Here is a 26,548-nt window from a genome sequence, read left to right as displayed (position 1 = left end):
GTTTATTTACTTCATCAACACTAACTCGCTCATTTTTGGCGTGTATGCGGTCGTTTATGACGCCAAATTCTATCGCATCTATACCAAATTCAGCAAAGTGCCTTGCATCGCTCGTGCCACCCTTTGTATTTAGAACCGGTGTGACACCGGTAATTTTTGTAACAGAGGCCATCAAATTTTTTACGATTTTGCTATCTTTATTTGTTAAAAATCTCTTTGAGCTTTGCTTTATGCTAAGCTCGTAATCAAGCCCATCTAAAACGCCTCTAAGATAGCTCTCGACGTCATTTACGTCAGTTAAATTTGAGTTTCTAACATTAAACATTATGCTAAGCTCGCTTGGCGTGACATTACAAACTTGCATACCACCTCTGATATCAGTTATCACAATCTTGCTTGGACTAAAAAACTCGCTCCCAGCGTCCATATCGTGATCAGTTATCTTATTTAAAAGTGGAGCTATTAAATTTACCGGATTTATGCACTTTTCAGGATATGCCACGTGCCCTTGAATGCCCTTTATCACGATCTTGCCATTTATTGAGCCACGTCTGCCAACTTTTATGCTATCACCAAATTCTTTATCGCAAGTTGGCTCAGCCACTACGCAAAATTTTGGCAAATCATTTATTTCGCGTAAATATTCAAGTGCTAAAGGCGTGCCATATGTGCTATCGCCCTCTTCGTCGCTTGTTAAGATGAGGCTTAGTTTGCCATCAAATTTTGCATCTTTAGCAGCGCAAACAAAGGCAGCCACGCCACTTTTCATATCCTGTGCGCCTCTTGCGTAGATGTAGCCATCTTTTTCTAGCGGGGTAAATGGTTCACTCTGCCAGCCATCTCCTGGAGGCACGACATCAACATGCCCTGCAAAAGCTAGATGCTCGCCATCTCCATAAATTTTAGAAAGTATGAGATTTTTTGTGCCATTTTTTTCTATAAATTTCGCCTCAAAATCAGGCAAAAATTTAGCAATAAACTCTAAGCTCCCAGCATCATTAGGTGTGATAGAGCGAAAGCTTAAAAGCTCTTTTAAAAAGCTAATTACCACTAGGTGCCTTATGAGCCGGCACGCTCTGGTGCACCAAAGTAAAAGCCCTGAAACTCATCTACGCCGATCTCTTTACAGATTTCAAATATCTCTTTTGAATGCACATATTCAGCAATAGTTTTTATACCAAGGTCTTTTGCAAATGCCACGATCGCACTTGCGATAGAGTGTGAATCTTTATTTATGTCTATATCTTTTATAATAGAGCCATCGATCTTCACGTAGTCAGGCTTGATCTTTATAATATAAGAAAAATTTGAATATCCTGAGCCAAAATCATCAATAGCGATCTTTGTACCCATGCTTTTTACGCGCTCGATAAAATTTGAAACTCTCTCTAAATTTTTAAGCTCTTCATCTTCAACGATCTCAAATACTACTCTGCCAGCAACATTGTGTTTATTTAATAAATTTAAAACAAGTGAGCTAACATCACCATCGATCATATCTCTACTGCTTAAATTTATAGAAAGTACTAAATTCTTATCCTCTACAAGCTGCTTAAAACACTTTTTAATGAGTTGTTTCTCAAGATCAGCATAACGCTTAATGCGCTTTGAGATATCTAAAAAGACATTTGGTGATATAACATCGCCTCTATCTAAAAGTCTTATCAAGCATTCGTATTTTACGGGTACCTTTTGGTCATTAACTATCGGCTGAAAATAAGGAACAATATTGTTATTTATAGTGGCGTACTGTATCAGTTTAGAGCGTTCTATTTGAGTTGCGTATTCCTCTTTTTGATTTAGCCCTTTAAAATAGCAAACATAGTCTTTATCTTGCTCTTTTGCTGTTTTTAATGCTATTGTTGCTTTTCTTAGTGTTTGATCACTATCAAGGGCAAAGCCTATTGTACTATGTATCTCGATACCTTCTATCTCCCTACCATCTTCATCGACTATACTTAGCATACGACCTTTAAAAATTTCTATCAAATCTTCAACCATATCTTCATATCTATCGATAAAGCTATCGCTATCTTCTACCAGAGCAAATCTATCTGCTTCTATACAGTAAGCCTTCATATTCTCATTTTTGGCAAATTCACTGATCAAATCAGCCATTTTGACCAAAATCTGATCACATGCAAATTTACCGTAAAAGTCATTCATCTTGCCAAAATCGTCAATATCTATAAGCACTACTTTAGGATTTTCATAGCTACTAACATCACGCACCAATGCTGTTTTATTTAAAAGTCCAGTCATTGGATCGATATAAAGCTTTTCTCCAAGCTCTTCTATCTGTTTTTTAGTATCTGTTTTTAATGTGTTATAGTTATTTTTTTCTTTTATGTATTTGACCGCATACCATATACAAGTAGATAAAGCAACTATTGCACCAACGAGGCTTAAGATGAATGTTAAAGCCATATTGTTTAAAAGCCACTCAAAAAAGTACTCATCATGTGTACCAGTAATACGTTGATCGACCTTTCCTTTAAAGCCTAATATATACTCTCCAACTGGCACAAACATACAAACTTGAGCAGCATTTTCTGGCAAAATTTTTGCCCAAAAATAATCTTTTTGGAAATTATGAGCAAAGATGTTTCCACAGCTTTTGTCATTAAACTCTTGATTTATTATTCTTTTATCTGAAGACGCTATGACCTTGTATCCATTTTTATTATCATCCTTTAATAAAAGAACATCACCCATAGCACTATCGTTAATGTAAGATTGGAAATTTGCAACATCATATTTGCTGACATTTTTGAAATAATCAACATATTGATATGTCAAATAATCAACTTTCTTTCGAAGATTAAAACCATTTTCGGCAGAAGCATTATTAAATTTAAAATAAAAAACTGCCAGGTTTTCGACTAAAAAAATACTTCCCAAAACAAACACTAAACCTATAATCGTTTTAGTGATATTTAGATTTTTACCCGTTTGCTCGTCCTTGTTACTCAAAAGTTACTTCCCTTATTTTGTGTACTTGTTCTGATTATATCAACCTTAAAATAAATTTTAACTTTTGGGAAAAAGTTAAAGCCTGACTATTTTAGCTCCATATCCACCCTGATTTGCTGGTGCGTCAAAAAATTCTTTCACACTTGGATGCTCTTTTAAGAAATTTTTAACAGCAAAGGCGAGCTTGCCAGTGCCGATGCCGTGAAATACGCTAACCTCGTCAAATCCCATAACAAGACTATCTGAGATAAATTTATCAAGCTTTGCTATCGCCTCATCAGCTCTCATGCCATGCAGATCAAGCGAGAGCGACGCCGTTTTTGGCTTATCGACATTTAGGCTAACGCTACTTTTTCTAGGCGTGACCACTTCGTTGCCATTTTTTCTTAAAAGCTCAAGTGGCACACGCAGATTTATACCATTTGACTCGATCATCGCGTCATTTTTAGAGATGCTTAAAACCGTGCCTTTTATATTTTCATACTTCACTCTATCGCCTACTTTTAGGCTCTCACGCTCAGTTTTTTTAGGCTTAACGATGGCGGCTTTTTTCTCATTTGCCACGTTTAGCGCCCTTTGTTTGTCTTTAATGTCCTTGAAATTTATAACAGCTTTTGCTGCATTTATCGCTTCATAATACTCTTTTTCAAGACGCGAAATAGTCGCATTTAGCTTGATCTCATTTTTCTCTTTTAGCTCTTTTTGCTCCTCAAGCAAGCGCTCCAGCCGCTCCTCTTTTGCCGTGACCTCTTTTATCCCATCATCAAGCTTAGTTTGTAAATTTAGCGTCTTTGTGATGATCTCATTTAAATTCTCTTTATCTTCGCCGTAAATTTTCTTAGCCTGAGCCACTAAATTTTGAGATATGCCGTATCTAGCCGCCGTTTCAAAGGCATAAGACTTGCCGATCGTGCCTTTTAAAAACTCAAATTTAGGCCTTTGAGCCGCCTCGTCGTAAAGTGCTGCCACTAGCTCAACCTCGGGGTTTTTAGCTAGCAACATCGCAAGGCGCTTGTGGTGGGTCGTGATGATCATTTTGATATCTTGAGTGATGAGGCGCTCTATCATGACGCCATACAAGCTCGCAGCCTCCTCAAAATCGGTGCCAAGCTCGATCTCGTCGATGCCGATGATGATTGACTTTTTAGTAAAAAGCCTTGCAAAGTGCACCATCCTGCCAGCAAAGGTCGAGATGTCATTTTTCACGCTTTGCGGATCTTCGATAATGGCGTCAAATTCTTTAAAAGAGCCGATCGTTGAGCGGTTTGCATCGATACGCATAGGCAAAAGATATTTTGCAAGCAGCGCGGCTGAGATGATCGATTTTAAAAGCATCGACTTACCACCAGCATTTACGCCGGTTATTAAAAGCACTTTTTTGCTAAAATCAACACTCACGCTCTTTGGATTTTTTAACGCTGGGTGGGCAAATTTCTCAAGCTTTATGATGTGCGAGCTATTTGGCAAAACAAACTCATAGTCACGTGATCTAGCCAAATTTACGCGCGCCTGATATGCGTCAAACTGATCAAAAGCGTTATTTATAAATTTCAAAAAAAGCAGGCTCTTGCTCATCTGCAAGCTAAATTTCTTGCAGTGCTCAAAAATGATCTCCTCTTTTCTATCAAGTAGCTCGCTTTGCTCCTTTTTTAGGCGCTCAGTGCTTGCAGGTGCGACGTAGAAGTAGCCGCCTGAGCTTCTAGCGATCACGGTGCCTTTTAGAGCATGATTAAAGCCGCCACGCACCAAAAGTGCCTCTTGCGAGTTGATGTAGTGCGTCTGGGTATCGACTAGATATGGTGTGACGTGCTTTGAGTAGATGAGCTTTTTAAGCTCGGCGTCGATCTGGCGCTTTTTCTCACTAAATGCCTGTTTTATCGCAGAAAATCTCTCATCTACGCTGTCGCTAAACTCGCCGTTTTCATCAAAGCTGTTTGCCATCTGGCTCATCGCTTCAGGGATTTCAACTTTAGCGATCCACTCGCCAAGCCTGCCTTCAAATTTTTGCTTTTTTAGATATGAAAAATATTTAATGATCTTTGCAAACTCGTAAATTTCACTGATGTGAAGCACTGCTTGCTTGCTAAGTCTAATTAGCGCATCATCTAGGTTTTTTATCTCATCAGGTGCTTTGAAGTCATACTTTGAAAGCTCGTTTATGTTTTCAAAGTGAATTTTGCTATCACCTTGTAAAAATAGCGGTTTTTGCCTTGCTAAAAAGGAGTGAAATTTATCTAAATACTCGTTTAGATCGAGCTTTGCAAATATATCTTGAGTCATTGTTCGCAACTCTTTATAGGCACAATCACGCCTGAGAGATCGCTAAATTCTCTTTTAGCTAAAAATGACGCCGTGCCAAATTCGTAGTTAAATTTCTCAGCACTCACGTTATATTCGCCACATTTTAGTGTTTTGCCCTGTTTAAAATCGCTAACTAGCTTTGAGATGGCGTCCTCGTTTTTTGATAAATTCTCTTCGTAAAAATAGACGCAAATAAGGATTGCTACAAGCACCGCGCTAACGAGCGCTTTTATGCCTTTGCTGATCTTTTCATCTTTTATCGCCCAGATCGCTCCAAAAAGTAGCATCATACCGGCGATTATTATCAAATTTCTTACCATTTTACGCCCTTATACTTTGCGATGAGCTCTTTGTAAAGCTCAGCATGAGGCTCAATCTTTTCTAAAATTTCAGCCTTAACCTCGCTGATATCTTGCTTTTCAACTAGCAAGCAAACAGCCATATACGAGGCATTTGGCAGCATCTCTTTTATCTGAGTACTACTTAGTTTTTGCGACCTTGCAAGAGCGATCAAGATATCTTTTTTGCCTAAATTTATAAGGCTTGAAATTTCATCCTCGCTTAGCTCTTTTTCATTTATCTCTTTTTAAATTTCATTTTCATCTTGAGGCTTGAAATTACTTAGATCCATTAATATCCGCCTCTTAGTTGCACGCTGATATCACCCGCTCCAAAGCCAACTACGATGCCGTCACTTAGGCGGTTTTTCACGCCAAATTCATCTGTAAATTCTATCCCCTCTTCAACCCTCTCGACCTTGTCGGTAAAGATCGGGTTATACTCGCCAAACTCACTCTTCATATCAACTTCGATCGGATTTTCACCAGCTGCATAAACTGGCAAGATGACAAGCTCATCAACGCCCTTAAAGCACTCTTTAAAGCCATGTAAATTTGTGCTAAGTCTTGTGTAGCGGTGTGGCTGAAATATCGCTGTGACGCTGTTTATGCCTAAAATTTTGGCGTATTCAAAGACTGATTTTAGCGTCGCTTTTATCTCGGTTGGATGGTGCGCGTAGTCGTCTATTAGAACAAAATTTTTGTTTGTACAAAGTATGTCAAAACGTTTTTTGATCCCTTTAAAATTTAGTAAATTTTCTCTGATGTCTTTTAGCGGTGTCTCGTGCATCGCAGCAAGAATAGCCAAAGATGCGTCTATGGCAATGTGCTCGCCCATACCAAAGGCTTCAAATTTACCTAAATTTTTAAGATTAAAACTAGTGTATGGCTGATAGTCTCTTACAACCATCGTAAGCTCGGTGATGTCAGTACTTGGATAAAGCCTGATCGCATCAAGCTTAAGCGTGCTCAAAAACTCGTCCTCAGCGTTTATCACTCTAACCTTTGCGCGCTCCAAAAAGCCCTTGTAGGCTGCGTAAAATTTAGCTAGATCGTAGTCGTAATGCTCCATGTGCTCTGGCTCTGCGTTTGTGACGATGGCTAGATATGGGTTTGAGTTTAGAAAGCTTGAGTCGCTCTCGTCGGCCTCAAATACGACGTTATCACTCTTTGCGTAGCGCATATTTGAACCAAACTGCTTTGAGATGGCGCCGATGATAACTGAGCCTTCTATCAGGCTTGCTAACATCGCTGAGGTGGTACTTTTGCCGTGTGCGCCAGCTACTGCAAAGACGCACTTATCTTCAAGCACATAAGGCAAAATTTCTTTTCTTGAAAAGCACTTTATGCCCTTCTTTCTAGCCTCCACTAGCTCGATATTGTCCTCTTTTATCGCAGCTGAATAGACCACGAAGTCTTGGTCTTTTATCGCCTCTTTGCGGTGTGGAGTGATGACCTCGATGCCCTCGTTTTGTAACTCAAGCGTCGTCTTGCTCTCTTTGATGTCGCTGCCACTTATCTTGTGGCCTTTTTCGTGTAAAAATCTAGCGATAGCTGAGATACCGATGCCGCCGATGCCTATGAAATGGACTTTTTTGATCTCATTGTTTAGCTCTTGCAAATTTTATCCTTAAATTTTTTCGTAATTTTAACAAAAACTACTAAATTTAAGGCTGAAAAATGGCTTTTATTTGCTTAAGGTAAAGCTCTCGTCTATCAGGTCAAAAACTGTTTTTTGTGAGATTTTGGAGTTTAAATTTACACTTATCCAGTGCTTTTTGTTCATGTGATAGGCTTTAAAAATTTGCTGCTCATCAACTAGTACCATCGCTAGATTAGGACTACATTTTAGATTTAAAACCTCGGTCACTTCGTCACTTTCAAGCCCAAGCTTGCTAGCGCTTATATCTAAAAGCAACGCAAACCACTTCTTGTTTTTATTATGGCGAAAGGCGCTAAACTTTGGATATTTTGGGAAAATTTGCTCACCTAAAACGTCAAATTTCTCTTTTATGTATCTCTCAACGTCACTTCGTTTCAAATTTCACTCCAAAATTCTTTTAAATAGCGCTCATTCTCGCAATTGTGATAACTTTTGCTAAATTTGCTCTCTACCTAGGCACAGCGTTTTATCTTTTAAATTTAGCCTCTATCTGCATAAAACCCCAAGTACTTCTAGCCTCGCTAAGCTCTTTTTTGCTAAGCTCATCGATCATCATCTCTTCATTTTTTCCGAGCCTATTTTTAACTTCACCAAACGGATTAATAAGCATCGAATCGCCGTAAAAGCTCCACTGCGCATCCTCACTTTTATGGCTTCCTACGCGGTTTACGCGGAGCACGTAGACATTATTTGTAAAAGCTCTAACCTTTAAAAGCTCCTCCCAGCGCGCCTGCGAGAAAAATGTACAAGCCGTTGGCACGAGCACGATATCGACCTTTTTAGCGCTCATATACGCCCAGCACACATCAAAGTGCGCCTCATAGCCAAACATGACGCCGACCTTAAATTTATCATATGTAAAGACAGGCAAATTTAGCTCATCGCTTGTGTTATTAAAGAATTTCGCCTCATTCCAGTGAGCGTAAGGCATGAGAATTTGCTGATCATATAGCTTTACTTGTGTTGGGGTAAATTTAGCTAGACTTTTAAAAATTTCCTTGCCTTTTAGATTTACAATGGGTGCAACGATATTTAGATCATACTTTTTTGCCATTGCAAAAAGAGCCTCTTTTTTGCGCTCGCTTTGCTCTTTTATAAGGCTTTTTGGCATGCTAATGAGCTCTTTAAAAAAGCTATTTAGCACATATTCACCAAGTACAACTAGCCTTGCATTTTCGTCCGCACAAATTTTTAGGTAATAATCAAGCCTTGCCTCGCTTAAGGGCTGCGTTGGTAGCTGAAGGGCGCAAATTTTACTCATGATCCACCTGCTTTATGCTAAGTTTTGCGTTTTCTAAAATTTCTCTTGCCTCGTTTAAGAGCTTTTTACCCTGCTCGTGCAGCTTTATGCTATTTTCTAGGCTCACATCATCTTTGTTTAGATCGTTTAAAATTTTATCCGCAAGGGCCAATTTTTCTTCAAAGCTTTGCTCTTTTTGCTCCATTTTCTATCCTTTTAATATATTTTTTATATATCCATCAAATTTTTCTATTTCGACCAAAAATGCGTCGTGGCCGTAGTTGCTATCTATCTCTACAAAATTTGTCTTTGCGCCTCTGCCCATCTCGCAAAGCGTATCATAAATTTCTCTCATGCAGCTTGGCGGAAAGAGTAGATCGCCCTTAAATGCGATTAGGTGCAAATTTGCTTTGATCGGCGCAAGGGCGTCTTTTAGGTTGTCATAGTGTCTTGTACAGTCAAAGATGTTCATCATTTTTACGATATATAGGTAGCTTAGTGGGTCAAACCTCTTTGGGAAGTTGTAGCCGTTATACTCCATGTAGCGATCCACCTGAAAGCGCCCAGAAAGCTCGTAAAGGCCGTCAGTTTCTACGTAGTTTCGTCCAAATTTCTCATCCATGCTATCAGGACTTAAAAAGCTGATATGGCCTGCCATCCTGCCGTAAGCCATACCTTTTAGCCCATTTTTTCTTATAAATTCCACGTCGTATTCGCCATTTTTGAAATTTTCATCGTTTAAAATGGCTTCTATGGCGATTTTGTTAAAAGCTATCGCCCAGGGCTTAGTCTGATAGGTACTTGCAAGCATTATGATATCCTGCGCAAATTCTGGAAACTCGATAGCGTAGCAAAGTGTTTGCATACCGCCAAGACTGCCGCCGATCACAGCTCTTGCTCTTGTGATACCAAGCTCACCAAAAAGCCTCATTTGCGCCTTTACAACGTCGCTTATGGCAAGAACAGGGAAATTTAGCCTATACTCTTTGCCGCTACTTCTATCTACGCTTAGCGGTGAAGTCGAGCCAAAGCATGAACCTAGGATATTTACGCAGATAACGTAAAATTTATCTGTATCAACCGCCTTTTTGCTGCCTATTAGCCCATCCCACCAGCCAGCTTTCTCATCACCTGCATAGGTGCCAGCTGCGTGGTGCGAGCCAGTTAGGGCGTGGCAGATCACGATAACGTTACTTTTATCGGCATTTAACGTGCCGTAAGTCTCATAAATAAGCTTGAAATTTGATAGCATACGGCCACTCTCAAGATAGAGTGGCTCGTTAAATTTAATAGTTCTAGTTTGCAGATTTAACACTAATTAACTTTGTAGTTTGGTGCCTCATGAGTGATAACTACGTCGTGGACGTGACTCTCTTTTAGTCCTGCACTTGTTATCTCGACAAATTCAGCTTTTTCTTGAAGAGTTGGGATATCTTTTGCGCCAACATAGCCCATTGCGCTTCTTAGGCCACCTATTAGCTGATGTATCACATCTTTTATGCTGCCAGCAAATGGCACACGGCCTTCTATGCCTTCAGGGACTAGCTTATCTTGAGCGGTGCCCTCTTGGAAATAGCGATCAGAACTGCCCTTTGTCATAGCACCGATCGATCCCATACCACGATATACTTTATACTGGCGACCTTGGAATGTTATAAGCTCGCCTGGGCTCTCCTCGCAACCTGCAAGCAAGCTACCAGCCATAACGCAAGCAGCTCCTGCTGCAAGGGCTTTTGCCACGTCACCTGAGTATTTTAAACCGCCGTCAGCGATAACTGGGATACCATATTTTGCTGCTTCGCTTGCGCAGTCGTCAATGGCAGAAATTTGCGGTACACCAACACCAGCAACTATCCTTGTAGTACAAATAGATCCTGGTCCGATGCCTACTTTTATGCCGTCTGCTCCTGCTTCTGCTAGGTCTTTTACAGCTGCTGGGTTTGCGATATTGCCAGCTACGACGTCAACTTTGAAATTTGCTTTTACCTCTTTTAAAGTGTCGATGATGCCCTTTGAGTGACCGTGAGCTGAGTCGATGACGATGACGTCTACACCAGCATCAACTAGTGCTTTAGCACGCTCTATCTGACCCACACCAATAGCTGCTGCTACGCGAAGTCTACCGTAGCTATCTTTGTTTGCATTTGGATACTCTTTACGTTTTTTTAGGTCTTTTATGGTGATAAGACCATCTAGTCTACCGTCTTTATCGACGATAGGTAGCTTCTCAACTCTATTTTGAGAGAAAATTTTCTCCGCATCATCAAGTGTGCAACCTTTTGGTGCAGTGATGAGCGGTGCTTTTGTCATACGGTCTTTTACTAAAGTGCTCATATTTGTTTCAAATCTCAAATCACGGTTTGTTAAAATTCCTATTAGTTTGCGGTCTTTGTCGATGACTGGAACGCCTGAAATATGAAGATCTGACATAAGGCTTAGAGCTTCAGCCACGGTCGCTTCTGGATTTATAAAGATAGGATCGATGATGACGCCACTTTCGCTTTTTTTAACGCGTTTGACCTCTTTTGCTTGGCTTTCGACGTCCATATTTTTGTGAATGACACCGATACCGCCGAGCCTTGCCATCATGATAGCAGTTCTATGCTCAGTCACCGTATCCATCGCAGCAGAGACGATCGGGATATTTAACGTAACGTTTTTGCTGATCCTGGTTTTTACATCAACTTGCTTTGGCAAAATTTCAGAGTATTGCGGCACAAGAAGCACATCCTCAAATGTTAAAGCTCTCTTTACTATCTTCATATTTTTATCCTTTTATTAAATTTTCTAGGCTCTTAGCACCATTTATCAAGGTCTGTTCGTCCCACGCTTTTGCGATGAGCTGGGCGCTCACGTTTAAATTTTGATCATCTTTGCCAACTGGCACAGAGATAGCTGGTAGGCCTGCTAAATTTACGCTGATCGTGTAGATGTCGCTTAGATAGGCCTGAAGCGGATCGCTATGTGCTCCAAATTTATAAGCCGTGCTTGGAGCAACTGGCATGAAGATAAGGTCATTTTCTTCTAAAATTTTCTCGTACTGGGCTTTTATATGCGCTCTTGCTTTTTGCGCTTTGATGTAGTAAGCGTCGTAGTATCCGCTACTTAGCACAAATGTACCAAGCAAAATTCTTCTTTTTACCTCTTCACCAAAGCCTTCAGAACGCGAATTTACATATAGCTCTTTTAAATTTCTAGCCTCTGCACGTCTGCCGTATCTTACACCATCGTAGCGGCTTAAATTTGCGCTTGCCTCTGCGGTTGCGATGATGTAGTAAGCAGCGACGTCATATTTTGAGTCTTCAAAATTTGTGTAAGTCACGCTGTGGCCGTGTGATTTTAGCTTCTCGATGGCTAAATTTAAAGCAGCTTTTGTCTGCTCGATTGCGTTTTCTACGTAGTTTTTAACAACGCAAATTTTTAGCTTTTTGTTGCCGTCTATCTTGTCGCTAACGCTAACAAACGGCACATCTGCGCTCGTGCTATCTTTTGCGTCGTGTCCAGCGATCGCGTCATATAAAATGGCTGCGTCTTCTACGTTTTTAGCGATAGGTCCTATCTGATCAAGGCTGCTTGAGTAGGCGCCAAGGCCGTATCTGCTCACTCTGCCGTAGGTTGGTTTAAGTCCTACGCATCCGCAAAATGCCGCTGGTTGGCGGATCGAGCCACCAGTGTCGCTACCAAGTGCGGCTACTGCAAGGCCAGCTGCGACTGCTGCTGCTGAGCCACCACTACTGCCACCTGGGACGTGAGCGTGATTTAGTGGGTTTAGTGTTTTGCCGTAAAATGAGCTCTCAGTCGTACTTCCCATCGCAAATTCGTCCATATTTGTGCGGCCAAATGGAGCTAAATTTTTGCCAAGTAGCTTCTCAATGACAGTTGCATTATAAGGTGCGACGTAGCCTTGCAAAATTTTTGAAGCGCTTGTTACATTCCAGCCTTTTACCTGGATGTTATCTTTTATAGCGATAGGTACGCCCTCGCCTAGTTTTGCGATCTCTAAATTTGCTAGCTGCTCGACATAAGCGCCAAGCTCTTTTTCTTTTATGATCTTTGCCTCAAGCTCGGCTCTTAAATTTTTTATCTCTTCAGCTGAAAATTTCAAAGCTTCTTTTAAAGTTACCACTATTTTTATCCTTTAAATTTATTAACCAAAAATATGCCAAACAAGCTAACAACGACCACCGCAGCGATCGTTGCGACTATGATAGTTGCGCTTACTGGCTCACTTAGCACTTATGACCTCTTCGCATCTTGGGCATAGCGCATCTTCTTTGCTAACGTTAAATTTCCAGCATCTTGGGCATTTGTGAAGGTTGCTTGCTATGATCTTAAATTTATCGCCCTCCAGCTCAAACTCAGCTAGTGGCTCACTATCATCGTAAGCTCTAACCGAGCTTACCATGTAAAGATCGGCCACTTCGCGCTCGTCGTAGCCTGTGATGTTGTGGTTTGTGGTCTCTAGGCTTAGCTCCAGAGTTGATTTTATCTTTTTGTCCTTTTTAAGAACGTCCACGATCTCGTTAAATTTCTCCCTGCTGGCAAAAAGCAGCTCATCTTCAAAGCTAAGGTCAAATTTGATTGGCTCATAGACTAGATCAAACGCGTCTTTTGCCTCGCCTTTGACGATCTTTGGAGCGTAGTCCATCACCTCATCAACGGTGTAAGTAAGCGTTGGAGCGATGAGTGGCAAAAGTGCCTTTGTTATGATCGCCATCGCGCTTTGAGCTGACCTTCTTCTTGGGGCGTCTTTTGCGTCGCAGTAAAGTCTATCTTTGCATACATCAAGATATACGCCGCTAAGATCAGCTGATAGGAAATTTAAAAGGATGTTAAAGCCCTTTGAAAAGTCATAATTTTTAAAGCAAGCGCTCGCCTCGTCAAAGACCTTTTTAGCACGAGCTAATATCCACTTATCAAGGATGTTAAACTCTGTATTTAGGCTCTCAAGATCATTTACGTTTGCTAGTAAAAAGCGTATAGTGTTTCGGATTTTGCGGTATTGCTCGCTGATTTGTTTTAATATATCTTCGCTTATTTTTAGATCACTTGAGTAATCACTCATACCAACCCAAAGGCGTAAAATTTCCACGCCGTGAGTTTTCGCCACGTCTTGTGGAGCGATGACGTTACCCTTGCTCTTACTCATCTTCTCGCCCTTAGCATCGACTGTAAAGCCATGAGTTAGGATACTCTCGTAAGGTGCGTGAGAATTTATAGCTGTGCTTACTAGAAGCGAGCTTTGAAACCAGCCGCGGTGCTGGTCTGAGCCCTCAAGATACATGCTTGCAGGGTATTTGCCAGCGTCGTAGTTGTCGCTTTGCAAGACCGCATGCCACGTCGAGCCACTATCAAACCAAACGTCAAGGATATCCATCACTTTTTCTAAATTTTCAGCCTTGTATTTTGAGCCCTTTGGTAAAAGCTCGTCTATGCTTAGCGCCCACCACGCATCAGCGCCTTTTTCTTTGAAAATGTCTGCGATGTGGTCCAAAATTTCACTATCAAATATAACTTCTTTTGTCGCTTTGTCTCTGAAAAACGCGATCGGCACACCCCAGTCACGCTGACGAGAGATACACCAGTCTGGGCGATTTTCTATCATCGAGCCTATTCTTTTTATGCCCACGCTTGGGTAGAATTTAACCTTTTCAAGCTCTTTTAGCGCTGTTTGCCTAAGCGTTTTGCCACCTAGTTTAGCCTCGTCCATAGCTATAAACCACTGCTTTGTCGCTCTATAAATGACAGGCTTGTGCGTTCTCCAGCAAAATGGATAAGAGTGTCTAAATTTAGAGACGCTAAGCAAGCTTTTGCCAAGTAGCTCTAAAATTTTCTCATTTGCTTTAAAGATATGCATACCGACAAACTCGTCTACCACGTCACTTCTAAATAGTCCGTGATGCTTCAAGCTCTCATCGTAGCAGCCACCATCATCAACTGGCATCAAAATTTCGCTAAAACCATACTTCAAACATACGTAGTAGTCGTCCTCGCCGTGTCCTGGCGCTGTGTGAACAAGTCCAGTACCCCCATCCATCATGACGTGGTCGCCTAGTAAAAATTGAGACTTTCTGCCGTTTAGTGGATTTATCGCGTGAGTGTTTTCAAGCAGGCTTGATTTGAACTCTTTTTTGATCTCGCCCTTGCTTAGGCCGCTTTGCACGACGCTTTCAAGTAGTGGCTTTGCAAAGATTAAATTTTCAGCTGTTAGGACGTAAATTTCATCTGGATTTAGGCTTATAGCTTGATTTGCTGGAAGTGTCCAAGGCGTAGTCGTCCAGATGACAGCGCTTGCCTCTTTTACGCCAAGCTTTTCTAGTGCATCGCTGTCAAGACCAAAGGCTACGTAAATAGAGTAGTCCTCTTTCTCCTCGTACTCGACCTCAGCTTCAGCTAGCGCCGATCTAGCTGCCCAGCTCCAATAAACTGGCTTGCTTCTCTCTACTAAAAGCCCCTTTTTAGCGATCTCGCAAAGCGCCTTGTAGATGTCAGCCTCAAACTCAAATTTCATCGTCATGTATGGATTTTCAAAGTCGCCGATGATACCAAGGCTCTTAAACTCGTCACGCTGGATATCTATAAATTCTCTCGCATGCTGCCTGCAAAGCTCCCTGATCTCGACCTTGCTAAGCTCTTTTTTCTTATCGCCAAGCTTTACCTCAACTTGCTGCTCGATCGGCAAACCATGGCAGTCCCAGCCTGGCACGTAGCGGACGTTTTCACCGTAAAAATAGTGCGTTTTTGTGATGATATCTTTTAAAATTTTATTTAACGCGTGGCCGATGTGAAGGTGTCCGTTTGCATACGGAGGGCCGTCGTGGATGTTGAAGCTTTTAGCCGCATTTTGGCGGTTTTTCTTCATTTTTTCATAAACCTTGCGCTCTTCGTACCATGATTTTAGTCTTTGTGGTTCATTTTGTGGGAGATTTCCGCGCATCGGGAAATTTGTCTCTGGGAGTAAAAGTGTCTCTTTGTAGTCCATTTTTTACCTTGATTTTAAAATTTGCTAATTTTACACCTGTGCTGGTTAAATCACACTGAAAAATAGTATAATGAGGCAAAAAAAGGAGCTTAAAAATGAGACAAAGTATCTTGATAATAGGCGAAGATCTTGAGATAAATAGAGAATTTCTAAACTACATTTTTCAAAGTTACGAGGATCATTTTGGCGAGCTTGGAGTGGTCAGTTTTGCTCCCAAAAATAGCAAAGAGCTACCTTTTATCATCGAAAATTTATCAAAAGATTACGACTTTGTAAGCATTTTTGGCTCAGATGAAAATTTTGCTATCGCCGCAAAGATCGTAGCGACGCTAACTGGGGGCTCGCTCGAGCTAAAAGATAGCACGACACTTGCGCTTAAAGATAGCTTAGACTACTCTAAAAATAGCTTTTTAGCCAGCCTAAATAACGCTCAGATAAATCTCATAAAAGCTAATCCAAATGAAGAGCTAGGCGAGTTTTTAGTCGAGTACGAGCCTGATTTTAGCTACTTTCATCTAATAGACATCGACGCAGATAGCGCGAAGATCCTTATGCTACCACTTGCTAAAACTTATGAAGTTGATATCACTCTTGCGCAGATCCTGCCAAATTTGATACTAGTAAGGGCAAAAAGCAATAAATTTGGTCAGATCGAGAGCTTTTTACAAGGCGTAAAAACGCTATTTTCGCAAAAATTTATCCCGCAAAAAGATGTGATCAAATTTATAGCAAAAAAGCTCATGCAAAAGGGGCTTAAAATTTCATTTGCTGAGTCTTGCACGGCTGGGCTTGCGGCGGCTAAATTTGCAAGATATGGCGGCATATCAGCTAGCTTTGATGGCTCACTAGTAACCTACGCAAATCACATAAAGCACGAGTGGCTGGGCGTTGAGGATGAAATTTTAGAAACTTATGGAGCCGTGAGCGAGCCTTGCGTAAAAGCAATGGTAAAAGGCACGCTAAGCACGACAAATGCGGACTTTGCACTTGCTATTAGCGGTATAGCAGGACCAGGTGGGGGCACAGCTAGTAAGCCAGTTGGCACGGTATATGTCGCAGCTGGCGATAGAAACGGCAACATAGAGGTTGAGAGGCTACTTTTAAAAGGGGAGCGCAACTACGTTAGAGAGCAAAGCGTGCTAAGCGCCTATCTATGTTTGCTTCGTCTAAAAAGCGAGATATTTTTCGCGTAAAATTTCGCTTTTACTAAAAATTTATAAAAGTCTTACGCTAAATTTAATGAGCCAAAATAAAATTCGGCAGCGATTTTCTAGCAGAAGATCAAAAATAAAAAGCCAAATTTAGGAGGCTAAAGATATTTAAAAAGATATTGTTTCTAGCTGTTTCTTTGTTATTTGCATTTGGTGCCAAGACACAAGCTGACGAGATAAAAGCAAGCGACTCGCCCTTTGGTTACGCTAGCGTTGGTGCAGAGCAAAATTTTGGCGGATACGCCGGCAAAGAGAGTAAAGAAGTCGTCGTAAAAGATAGGCAAGAGCTCGTAAAATACGCCAAAATGGGCGGTTACGTCATCTATGTGGATGGCCTCATAGACCTTAGCGCAGGCAAGATCCCACAAAATGGCAATAGCGATGGGCTAGATAAATTTATAAGTGAGATTAGCGGTGGCGAGTTTAGCTCTTATACCAAATTTATGCAGGCTTACGGCGCTTCATGCCGTGCAAATTTAGACGGTTCGCAAGATCCAAAGTTAGCAGCGCTTCGCAAAAATTTAGCTAATGAGTACAAAAAGCTCATCGTAGTGCCGGTAGCTAGCAATACCACGATAATCGGCCTAGGCGAAAACTCAGGCATAAAAGGTGGCTCGCTTTTGCTAAAAAATGTCCAAAATATCGCGATCCGCAATATGAAGATCGAAGATGCATTTGATCCATTTCCAGATGTACAAAAAAATGACGGCTTTAATGCGCAATATGACGGCGTCAGCATAGAATCAAGCAAAAACATCTGGGTAGATCACTGCCATTTTAAGGACATGGTCGAGCTTAGTCATGTGCATTTAGCAGGCGGAGAGCTTACCAAATGGCAGACTTACGACGGACTATGCGACATCAAGGGAGACAGTGCGGCTATCACGATCTCGCACAACATCTTTGAAAACCATGACAAAACGATGTTAATTGGCTCAAGAGACTCTGATGGCAGCAGCGAAACAAGGACTATAACGGTCGCTCATAACGTTTTTGACAACTGCGCGCAACGCCTACCTATGGCACGCAATGCAAAGGTGCACGTCTATAACAACTTTTATGACTCAAAAGATGGCTTTTATGACCAAAAATACGCCATTGGCGTGCGCTTTGGCTCGCTAATATACGCTCAAAACAACTACTTTACAAATGGCGTCAAGATAAGCTACAAGTGTAACAAAGGCACCATTTTTGAAAGCGGCAACATAGACTTTTCAAAAAAAGGTAGCGTTTGCGAAAAGCTAACCAAGCCGCCATTTGAGCCTCCATATAAATTTGAGCTCCTCGAAGCTTTAAGCGTCCAAAACGAAGTAAATAAAAACGCAGGCACAGGCAAACTAGCTGTTATAAAATAATATCACCAAAGCCCCGAGATAGCCAAAACGCTTGGGGCGTGAAAACAAAGCTAAATTTTTATATTTTTACAAGATAAAACGCTAGCACATAGCCCATATATCAGCACGCAAAGGCTAACGCTTAATCCAAATACGCTAAGAGCAGCGGTCTGGCTAAAAGATAGCGCAAAAAACGAGATAAAGCTCGTTATAAATGCGCAAAATATCCCATAAATTCGCTCTTTTTCGCTAAGACCCTCATTTAGTGCAAATATCATGTAATCAATCCCAACAGCACTTGCAAGTATGAGTCCAAAGACACCAAAAATGCTTAAATTTACGCCAAAAATGGCGAAGATAAAGAGCGTAAGAAGCACGCCAAAGATGATGACGCCCATCACTAGTGCCGATACAGCCGCGCTAAAATAAAACCACAGCAGCAAAAATGCGACAACAAGAGCTGCTATTTTTAGCTTTAGAGCAAGCTCTTTTGCCTGTGTTAGGCTCTCATTTAGCGAGTCAGCAAAATTTAGGCTAAAAGCGTTGTTGCGAGCTAGCACCTCATCGCTTGTCAAGCCCTTTACAAAGCCGCTCACGTAAGCTACGCTAGTATTTTCATCAAGGACAAATTTATTAAAATCCTTCATTGATTTTAGAGCTAAAATTTCTTTTTTAAATTTTCGACTCTGACCTTTTCTTTTGAAATGGCTAAAACTGCGATATTTTCTTTATGAGAAAGACAGATTTTACCTCGCATCTTTGCTTTAAATTTTAAGTAGCGAGATATTTTAAATGAGTTTTGTTTTATTAAATTTGGATATTTTTTACTCTTCTGCGATTTTTTTGTCTAGCATTTTTGGGCTAAATTTCTCACCGCAAAAGCTGATAAAAAGATAAATTTCACCCCTTTTTATAGGCATTTAATCTCTTTTTATAATTTTCATCAAACTCTAATGCTTTTTCAAACTCAGCAGTAAATGCTCTAAGACAATCATTTTTTTGCTGGTTTTCATCGCCAAATGATCTAATACGTGGCGCAAAAGTGATCTTATCTTTTCTAAAATCAGCCTCTTTTAGATCAAAGTTTAAATTGCTCATTTTGCTATTTAAGATATGCAAGACACATTTTCTTGGCCCAAAGATAAAATTTTGCCCGTTTAAGGGCTTTAGGCTTCTTACTAAAATGCCACCATAAAGCGATGGCTCGCTTTTAAAAGATATGTCAAAACCAAAGTTATGAAAGTAAATTTCCCCTGCCTCACACTGCCTTTTGTAGGTATTTGCGTCAAAACAAGTATAAATTTCAAGCTCACTAAATTTATACTCTTTGCCAGAAACAATCAAAACTTTACTTTGCATAAGCTCGCATAAAAAGCTCTGAAATTTCTCATCAAAAAACTCTTTAAAACCAGCAGTCCCAACTATCTCTTGCTTTATATTTTTATCTAAAATTTTAAAGTTATTTTGTTTAAGCAGATCAAATTTTTCTTTATCAAAATGACTTTGCTCTAAAAATTTACTAAGCACCGCCACCAGATCAAATTTAACAAAATGGCTTTTAAGTAGCTCGCCAGCTAGCATCTTTGCTCCTAAAATTTTTTATATTTTAAAGGATTTGAGTTTTTCAAACTAACCTTTGATGAAATTTTACCAGCTGCCACTCGCCCCTCCTCCGCCAAAACCGCCTCCGCCGCCACTAAAGCCACCACCTCTTGAACTGCTTGAATGGCCACTGCCACTGCTATTTGAGTCTAATCTATCTCTTCTAAAACCACTATGTGTATTTTTGCTTTGAGTATTTCTTTTAAAAGCATTTTTTAAAATAATAAAAAATATTACAAACACAATGACAAAGACAATGAAGTAATTTTGCACGCCAAAAAATTGCTCAAATACCGTAGATATCAGCCCTGCAAAACACGCACTAAAGCCAACTCGCATAAAAAATTTACCTAAAAAGCCAGAGATAAAACACGAGATCATGCCAGCAAAAAAGGCAACTATTCCAAACGGTATCTCTTCATCATCACTCACACTTTCAAATTCTTCGCCACTAGCCACTTTTATGATAGCTTTTGTGCCCTCTATGACGCCACCGCCCATATCGCCTTGCTTAATTTTAGGCACTATCACATCATTTATGATCTGGCTTGACATAGCGTCAGTTAGTACGCCTTCAAGCCCATAGCCAACTTCTATACGCACTTTTCTCTCGTTTGGAGCGATTATTAAAAGTGCTCCATTACTGCTTTGTTTTTGTCCCAGCTTGTAGCCTCTAGCTATCTCAAGAGAGATCTCTTCTATGCTTTTATTTTCTAGTGATTTAAGTGTCACGATAGCAATTTGTGTCGTACTATTTTGCTCGTAATTTTGCACCAAGCTTAAAAGCTCAGCTTTCTCATTTTTAGAGAAAATTTGAGCCTCATCATTTATCTGCTCTTTAAAATTTATGGCAAAACAAAAGCAAAATGTAAAAAATAAAAGAGCAAAAATTTTCTTCATCATTTCTCAAATGAAATTTTTGGATTTATCTTCTCTTCGTTGCTTATTTCAAGATTTTGTTTTGGCTTTAGCTCAGGATAAAAAGTACTTGCTATAAATTTATTTGGAAAGCTTCTAAGGGCTACGTTATACTCTTTTACAGCTTCGATATAATCATGCATTGCTACGCTTATGCGGTTTTGCGTACCTTCAAGCTGACTCTGAAGAGATAAGAAATTTTGATTTGCTTTTAGCTCTGGATAGTTCTCGCTAACTGCCATAAGCCTACCAAGAGCCAAGCCAAATGAGCTTTGTGCTGTTATAAATTCTTTCATCTTAGCTTCATCGCTAAGACCACTTGCATCAACGCTTACTTGCATGCTCTTGCTTCTAGCATTTGCCACATCTTCAAAAATTTTTTGCTCATGAGCTGCGTAGCCTTTTACAGTTTCAACCAAATTTGGCACAAGCTCGGCTCTTCTTTTATATTGATTTAACACCTGCGACCACTTTGCATTTACATTTTCATCAAGTGCAACAAATGAATTTATATACTTAAAAGCACCAAAAGCAAGTGCAGCAATAACTATAATAACGGCTATTAAATTTTTCATATTTTCTCCTTTAAGGAGCAAATATTAGTAAAACAAGACTTAAAAAATAATGTGAGTTTGAGTTTGAAATGAGTGCGAATTTACGCACTCATTTTGGGAATTAAAGATCGGTGTGGATTTTGTCGTCTATTTGGATATGGATAGTTTTGCCATTTATTTGATCTATGCTTGAGTAGCCTTTAAATCCAGCAGTATCATATGAAGGATCTACACTCCATTTATGAACTAGATCAACTTTTGTGATTTTATTGCCATTAGCATCAACATCACCACCTTTTATCTTAAGCACAGTGTCAGGATTATCAGTGATATCAAGGATGTTTTGTGCATTAAATTTGATCTCTGTCTTTCCTTTAAGCTCAAGGTTTTCAAAGCTTTCCACTTTTGAATCAAGATTAGTAATGCCTCTAAGATCAACTATTTGCTTATCAAACACCAAAGTATCATGACCTTCGCCACCTTTCATATCTTTACTTGCGTCAAATTTAACTGTATAGTTTTCAACGCCTATATGAAGTGGTTTATAAGGCTCATAAGATTTAGACTCTAAGCCATCTGAAGTTTTAAGTGAGGCTTTAACATTTAGATCGTAGGCTGATCTTGCATTGATATCAAGCTCTTGGTCAAATGTGCCTTTTGCTATATCTGCAGCTGATAGAGTATGTGTTGCAGTCTTGGTTGGTGTATGATTGTCTGGATTAGTGTATTTAAACTCTACCGTATCCCCTTCTCTAGCATCTTCATTAAGATAAACTTTAACCGTAGTAGATCTCTCGCCACTTTCTGAGGTTTTTATATCTTTATTAAACATGATGCCTCTTATAGCATCGATCTCAGCATGTGCCGTATCGCTTACTGTTTTGCTCTCACCAAATGTATCAGTTAGAGTAACTTCAGCTTTTGTTTCTTTATCAACTGCGATAGTAGCATCAAGTTCAAGTGGATTATCTCTATCAAGCGTGCGTTGAGAATTATCATCTAAATTTTTTAGTGTAATTTTTCCATTTACATCTTTTCCCATAACTTCATAATGTTTAGTTAAGATAGACCCATTAGGATTTGTTATCTTGACATCTATCTTATCACCAGCTACAACACTTCCTGGGATAGAAACATAAACCTTTGAAATTTTACTACCTGACTCATCTCTTGAGATAATACCATTGTCATTTTTATCAGCAACTATGCTTACACTTAATCCCGCTTCACTTAAAGGTGCAAGTTTAGCTTTTGCTTCGCTGCTAGTTGTAGTCTCAGCACCATTTGTTATAGTAGCTACTGCACTAGTTTCACGACCTGGAAGCATAGCAACGCCAGGAATTTTTATAGTGTTATTTTCTAGTTCATGTGGAGTATGAGTAGTGTCACTATCATCTATTAATGAAATTTTACCATTAGCAGTTTTTGAAACTGTATAAGTTATGGTTCTAGACCCTGTTGTACCATTAGCTTGAGGTTCTTTTATTGTTACTGCTACCTTATCACCATTTGTGACATTATGCGGCACCTGAACACTTATAATTGTCTTTTTTATATCATTGTCCAAAATAGCTTCATCTCTATCTATTACATTGTCTCTACTTGCATTATCTTCAACAAATTCAATCTTTAAATTTTTAGTATCTACTGATTCTAATGTAGCTTTAGCTGTCTTTGTTACTCCATTTATAGTGGCTTCAACCACTGCTGGATGATCTTTATCTATATGAACATTAGAAATTTTTAGTTTATTATCTGTTGGAAGTAATTCAGTGTGATTATCTGGAAATTTTAGAGTAATACGATTGCTGATATTTGAAACAACAGTATATTCTTGTTCTGCTCCACCATTCACCTTAACTTTTATAGTATCACCGCTATTTACAGTGGTTGGGATTTGAAGTATTGCCGAAGTAGTATTTAATTTTCCATCCTTCATAGCTTCATCTCTACTTAGAACTCCGTTTCTATCTTTATCCTCATCAATAAATAGCCTAAAGCCTGTTCCAGAACCGCTACCTTGAGCATCAAGCGTAATATCGCTATTTGTCTCAACCTTATCAGCACCAGTATTATCAGTAACCTTGGCATTAATGATAGTCTTATGATCTTCTGTTAAGCCAAGTGTATATTTGACCACCTTATTGCTATCAGCATCATCGGTAATATCAAGCTCTTCACTACCATGTTTGGCTATTAATTTGCCGTTATTATCTTTTACTATCTCGTATGTCTTAGTTGTTTTATTGTTTGGTGTATCTTCGTTATGTGACTCTACTATTAATTTATCACCTAAAACAAAATTTGAAGGAAGCTTGATAGTTGCTGTTGTTGTGTTTACGCTGTGATCAAGATTTGCCTCAGCATTATACAAGATGCCATCATTATCACTATCTTCATCAAAAGTGATTCTCATATCATCATTAATCGTTTCAAGGATGTTATGATTTTCAGCTTCAGCCTTGCCATTACCATTTGCATCAGTAGTTTTTGTTTTTACGGTTATAGTTTTACCTGCTACGATATCTACGCCAGGAATTTCTATCTCATTATTCTTTGTAGCATTTGTGGTAATGGTTTCTTTAGTACCATCTTCTTTTACATGTTCTAACTTTATTTCTCCATTTACATTGCTTATAACATTATACTTTTTAGTCTCAGGTGAAGTACCATTATCTATTTTTACAGTTACCACATCACCAGCTATAACATTGTTTGGCACTTTTACTACGATTGTAGTTTCTTTTAGGCTACCATCTTTCATGCTCTCATTTCTCGTTAGCGACACATTGCCGTCAGCATCTTCTTTGAAATATACTGCCGTATCATTTATATTGGCAATAGTAACAGTACCAGTATCGTCTGCGTGCTGAATACCATCTTTATCTTTTATCTCAGCTGTCACCTTTGTTTCTAAGCCAGTTGTAGTTTTAATACCAGGAATTTCAAAGCTGTTACCATTTTTTATACTTACTACATCAGTTGGATCGTCATCATTTTTTATAGCAGTTAGATTACCATTAGCATCTTTTTGAATTGTGTAATGTTTAACTCTAGGAGTTTCATTTGGCTCCGCTATAGTTACAGTTAACTTATCGCCATTTACTGCATTTTTAGGAAGCTTTATAGTGACTGTTGTGCTATTAAGATCACCATCACTTATAGCTTGCTCTCTAGTCATACTTTTGGCACCTTTAGCTTCTTCAAAGATAACTTCAGGTTTTTTACATACTCTAAACTGGCTGATTCTATATCTTCTTCAATAGGTAAATTTGGATTTGCTGGGTGTGCAACTTTAGCTTCTATCTTTGTATCTTTTCCGTTCTCTAGCTCAAAACCATCTACTTTAATAGCCCATTGATTGGTGTCTTCTTTAAAGAAATTCTTATTTGAAGTATTATAACTACCAATAACATTACCTGCATTATCAACTTCATCTACACTTGTTATAACGCCTTTGTCATTCATGTGTATCTTGAAATTTCTATCATACATATTTCTATCAGGTTTAGCTACATGAAGTGTAAGTATATCGCCATCATCAATTCTGTTTGGTAATGTGATCTTTGCGGTTGTGTGATTTACTTTTTGATCACCTAGATCTATCTCTACTCCATCATATGTTTTTTCATAGTTACTAACGCTCTCTTGTCTTGAAATTTCATGAAGAGTTCGTTGTTCTGGTAAATTCATCCATCTTTATAGTTTGAGGTGTTACACTATCTGGGGCTGACTCTTCACTCTTTTGGTTGCCATCTTTATCAACAACATGAACACTAGCTTCAGTCTTCACACCTGGGAATATCGGAAGAGAGGTGTTTACTTTTTGATTATCTACCATCTCTTGTGTAAGTTCTACTTCTTTTGTTAAATTTTTAGACGGATGTAGCGGATCAGTATAAGTTATAACAACCTTATCGCCAACAGTTACATCTTTTGGTAGAGTTATTTCTACTGTAGTGCTTCTAAAGTCATTGTCTTTACTATTTTCTTGATCATTTAAATAACCATCACCATCTTTGCTGTCTTGATCCTCTGTAAATGTCAAAGTCGGCTTTACATCAAGAGTAGTAGAGTCGCTTGCAGTTGCACTTCTCATTGTGTTTGTACCATCTGATACAAAAGCTTCTACTTTTGAAGGCTTGCCATGTTCAACTGGCATATTGTCTATCTTATATCCATTATCTATTATATTTTGATCTATAGATACGCTTCTAACCTCAGTTGTACCATCAGGCTTTGTCAAAGTCACGTGAAGCACATCTCCAGGAATCACATCCTTTACAGTTATAAGAACTGGAGTTTCATTTAATTTGCCATCTTTATTATTTTCGGTATATGTTAATAGATTATTATCAGGACTGTTATCTTCTGTAAATTTAACCTCTGGGGCACTAAAGCCAGTAGAAGTTAAGCTATCCTCACTCCTACCACTAACATTTCCTTGAAAATTTGTAATAGTTGCATCAACCTTTGAAACCTTATCAGTTTCTATAGGTGCATCAAATAGATAGCCATTGCTCATAATATTTGGAGTAATAACTACATTTGTTTGTATTTGATTACCATTTGGCTCAGTAACGGTTATATTTAGCACATCTCCAGCCCTAACACTACCGTCATTTGGAACCGTAATAAGAACTTTTAATGTATGTAAATTTGTATCTTGTGCGTGCTCAACCCTACTTAAAATACCATCATTGTTAGTATCACTTATGAAGGTTACAATAGGATTGCCTGGGATTATATTAATATCTCCTCCATTGTATCCGCTTACTGTATTTTCGTATGATGCAAAAGCTCTATTTGTATCGCTTAAATTTCTATATGTCTCACTAATATTTGAATAATGGCCGCCCTCAGCAAATCTAGCGTCGCCTAAACTTACGCCATCTCCACCACCGCCAGCAGCAGTATCTCCACCAGCTGCGGTTTCTTCAAGTTTTGTTAGGTCTCCTCCATTTAAAATAGCATTTTGCAAATCACTAACATCTGCCAAGCCTTCCGCGCCTATAGTACTTTGATTTAAAGCAAGTGTATCATTGCCTACAATCGTAATCTCTTTTCCATATATTTGAAACGATTGTTATTTTATCAGTGGCATCACTTGTCTTGATGCTATCTCCCATGTAAAGGATGTCACCTACTTTTAGCTCTCTCTCATTTCCGTTTTGATCGATAGCAACTGCCTTGCCACTAATAAATTTTACTACTCCAGCTTCTTTAGCCAAGATCACTCCTTATTATTTTTTGTATTATTTAAATTTTTGCGTGATTGTATACTATCTTTATAAGATATAACTTTATATGAGAAATTTTATCTTTTAAGAAAAAAATATATTAAATAAATATATAAATTCCAAATGTCAATAGTTTGTAAAAAGCGAGTTATAAGCTTTTATCAAAAATAGCTTTTTTATTGTCAATATAAT

Annotated in this window: 23 protein-coding genes; 2 read left to right on the top strand and 21 right to left on the bottom strand. The window is 39.2% G+C overall.

Annotated elements, in window-relative coordinates; genetic code table 11:
- The 13 genes from dapE to ileS form a co-directional block, all read right to left on the bottom strand.
- Window positions 1-1,051 (bottom strand): succinyl-diaminopimelate desuccinylase (gene dapE, locus CYP51_RS00490; RefSeq protein ID WP_103623959.1); only part of this gene is annotated, 1,051 nt, incomplete at its 3' end.
- 8 nt (window positions 1,052-1,059) lie between these two features.
- Window positions 1,060-2,799, bottom strand: a complete 1,740-nt coding sequence (locus CYP51_RS00485; protein WP_258032751.1) for an EAL domain-containing protein — start codon at window positions 2,797-2,799, stop codon at window positions 1,060-1,062.
- Window positions 2,800-3,048: 249 nt separating this feature from the next.
- On the bottom strand, window positions 3,049-5,253 hold the full coding sequence (locus CYP51_RS00480) for an endonuclease MutS2 (protein ID WP_103623957.1): 2,205 nt from the start codon (window positions 5,251-5,253) through the stop codon (window positions 3,049-3,051).
- Entirely contained in the window at window positions 5,250-5,594 is a 345-nt protein-coding gene (locus CYP51_RS00475) for a hypothetical protein (protein ID WP_103623956.1), read from the bottom strand. Before CYP51_RS00475 ends, CYP51_RS00480 begins: the two co-directional genes overlap by 4 nt.
- Window positions 5,588-5,788, bottom strand: coding sequence for a hypothetical protein (locus CYP51_RS09735; protein WP_180997716.1), 201 nt, complete (start codon window positions 5,786-5,788; stop codon window positions 5,588-5,590). The genes CYP51_RS00475 and CYP51_RS09735 overlap by 7 nt, the downstream gene beginning before the upstream one ends.
- Window positions 5,789-5,904: 116 nt before the next feature.
- Entirely contained in the window at window positions 5,905-7,212 is a 1,308-nt protein-coding gene (gene murC / locus CYP51_RS00465) for a UDP-N-acetylmuramate--L-alanine ligase (protein ID WP_103623960.1), read from the bottom strand.
- An 87-nt stretch (window positions 7,213-7,299) separates the two neighbouring features.
- Window positions 7,300-7,653, bottom strand: a complete 354-nt coding sequence (locus CYP51_RS00460) for an MmcQ/YjbR family DNA-binding protein (RefSeq protein WP_103623955.1) — start codon at window positions 7,651-7,653, stop codon at window positions 7,300-7,302.
- Between the two features lie 88 nt (window positions 7,654-7,741).
- The gene (locus CYP51_RS00455; RefSeq protein ID WP_103623954.1) at window positions 7,742-8,536 is read right to left on the bottom strand and encodes a carbon-nitrogen hydrolase family protein; all 795 of its coding nucleotides are present in this window, start codon (window positions 8,534-8,536) and stop codon (window positions 7,742-7,744) included.
- A complete protein-coding gene (xseB, locus tag CYP51_RS00450; protein WP_103623953.1) occupies window positions 8,529-8,720 on the bottom strand; it encodes an exodeoxyribonuclease VII small subunit in 192 nt (63 codons plus the stop codon). The genes CYP51_RS00455 and xseB overlap by 8 nt, the downstream gene beginning before the upstream one ends.
- Before the next feature lie 3 nt (window positions 8,721-8,723).
- Window positions 8,724-9,830, bottom strand: coding sequence for a homoserine O-acetyltransferase MetX (metX, locus tag CYP51_RS00445; RefSeq protein ID WP_103623952.1), 1,107 nt, complete (start codon window positions 9,828-9,830; stop codon window positions 8,724-8,726).
- Window positions 9,830-11,278 (bottom strand): IMP dehydrogenase, encoded by a 1,449-nt coding sequence (guaB, locus tag CYP51_RS00440; protein ID WP_103623951.1) that lies wholly within the window; start codon window positions 11,276-11,278, stop codon window positions 9,830-9,832. Before guaB ends, metX begins: the two co-directional genes overlap by 1 nt.
- A 4-nt stretch (window positions 11,279-11,282) precedes the next feature.
- The gene (gatA, locus tag CYP51_RS00435; protein ID WP_103623950.1) at window positions 11,283-12,641 is read right to left on the bottom strand and encodes an Asp-tRNA(Asn)/Glu-tRNA(Gln) amidotransferase subunit GatA; all 1,359 of its coding nucleotides are present in this window, start codon (window positions 12,639-12,641) and stop codon (window positions 11,283-11,285) included.
- 99 nt (window positions 12,642-12,740) lie between these two features.
- Complete coding sequence (ileS, locus tag CYP51_RS00430) at window positions 12,741-15,497, bottom strand: isoleucine--tRNA ligase (protein WP_103623949.1); 2,757 nt, start codon at window positions 15,495-15,497, stop codon at window positions 12,741-12,743.
- A gap of 95 nt (window positions 15,498-15,592) precedes the next feature.
- On the opposite strand from ileS, the gene CYP51_RS00425 reads away from it, so the two are divergent.
- Complete coding sequence (locus tag CYP51_RS00425; protein ID WP_103623948.1) at window positions 15,593-16,690, top strand: CinA family protein; 1,098 nt, start codon at window positions 15,593-15,595, stop codon at window positions 16,688-16,690.
- 155 nt (window positions 16,691-16,845) lie between these two features.
- On the top strand, window positions 16,846-18,063 hold the full coding sequence (locus CYP51_RS00420; protein WP_258032750.1) for a pectate lyase family protein: 1,218 nt from the start codon (window positions 16,846-16,848) through the stop codon (window positions 18,061-18,063).
- Between the two features lie 50 nt (window positions 18,064-18,113).
- On the opposite strand, the gene CYP51_RS00415 is transcribed toward CYP51_RS00420, so the two are convergent.
- The 8 genes from CYP51_RS00415 to CYP51_RS00380 all read right to left on the bottom strand — a co-directional run bounded on the left by CYP51_RS00415 (window position 18,114) and on the right by CYP51_RS00380 (window position 26,347).
- On the bottom strand, window positions 18,114-18,689 hold the full coding sequence (locus CYP51_RS00415; RefSeq protein ID WP_180997715.1) for a hypothetical protein: 576 nt from the start codon (window positions 18,687-18,689) through the stop codon (window positions 18,114-18,116).
- 253 nt (window positions 18,690-18,942) lie between these two features.
- A complete protein-coding gene (locus tag CYP51_RS00410) occupies window positions 18,943-19,623 on the bottom strand; it encodes an ABC transporter substrate-binding protein (protein ID WP_103623946.1) in 681 nt (226 codons plus the stop codon).
- A 66-nt stretch (window positions 19,624-19,689) separates the two neighbouring features.
- On the bottom strand, window positions 19,690-20,544 hold the full coding sequence (locus CYP51_RS00405) for a TPM domain-containing protein (RefSeq protein WP_180997713.1): 855 nt from the start codon (window positions 20,542-20,544) through the stop codon (window positions 19,690-19,692).
- Window positions 20,544-21,137 (bottom strand): LemA family protein, encoded by a 594-nt coding sequence (locus CYP51_RS00400; RefSeq protein ID WP_103623944.1) that lies wholly within the window; start codon window positions 21,135-21,137, stop codon window positions 20,544-20,546. The genes CYP51_RS00405 and CYP51_RS00400 overlap by 1 nt, the downstream gene beginning before the upstream one ends.
- Window positions 21,138-21,237: 100 nt before the next feature.
- Window positions 21,238-24,297: a hypothetical protein gene (locus CYP51_RS00395; RefSeq protein ID WP_103623943.1), complete on the bottom strand. Its 3,060-nt coding sequence runs from the start codon at window positions 24,295-24,297 to the stop codon at window positions 21,238-21,240.
- A complete protein-coding gene (locus CYP51_RS00390; protein ID WP_103623942.1) occupies window positions 24,294-24,809 on the bottom strand; it encodes a hypothetical protein in 516 nt (171 codons plus the stop codon). The genes CYP51_RS00395 and CYP51_RS00390 overlap by 4 nt, the downstream gene beginning before the upstream one ends.
- Window positions 24,778-26,115: a hypothetical protein gene (locus tag CYP51_RS00385; RefSeq protein ID WP_103623941.1), complete on the bottom strand. Its 1,338-nt coding sequence runs from the start codon at window positions 26,113-26,115 to the stop codon at window positions 24,778-24,780. Before CYP51_RS00385 ends, CYP51_RS00390 begins: the two co-directional genes overlap by 32 nt.
- Before the next feature lie 40 nt (window positions 26,116-26,155).
- Window positions 26,156-26,347 carry a hypothetical protein gene (locus CYP51_RS00380; protein ID WP_103623940.1) on the bottom strand — a complete coding sequence of 64 codons (192 nt, stop codon included), beginning with the start codon at window positions 26,345-26,347 and terminating at the stop codon, window positions 26,156-26,158.
- Window positions 26,348-26,548: the final 201 nt, after the last annotated feature.

The organism is Campylobacter concisus (assembly GCF_002912895.1).
In the GTDB taxonomy this organism is placed as follows: Bacteria; Campylobacterota; Campylobacteria; order Campylobacterales; family Campylobacteraceae; genus Campylobacter_A; species Campylobacter_A concisus_G.
Note: the sequence above shows the minus strand (reverse complement) of the source record. Positions and strands in the feature narration are given on the sequence as shown.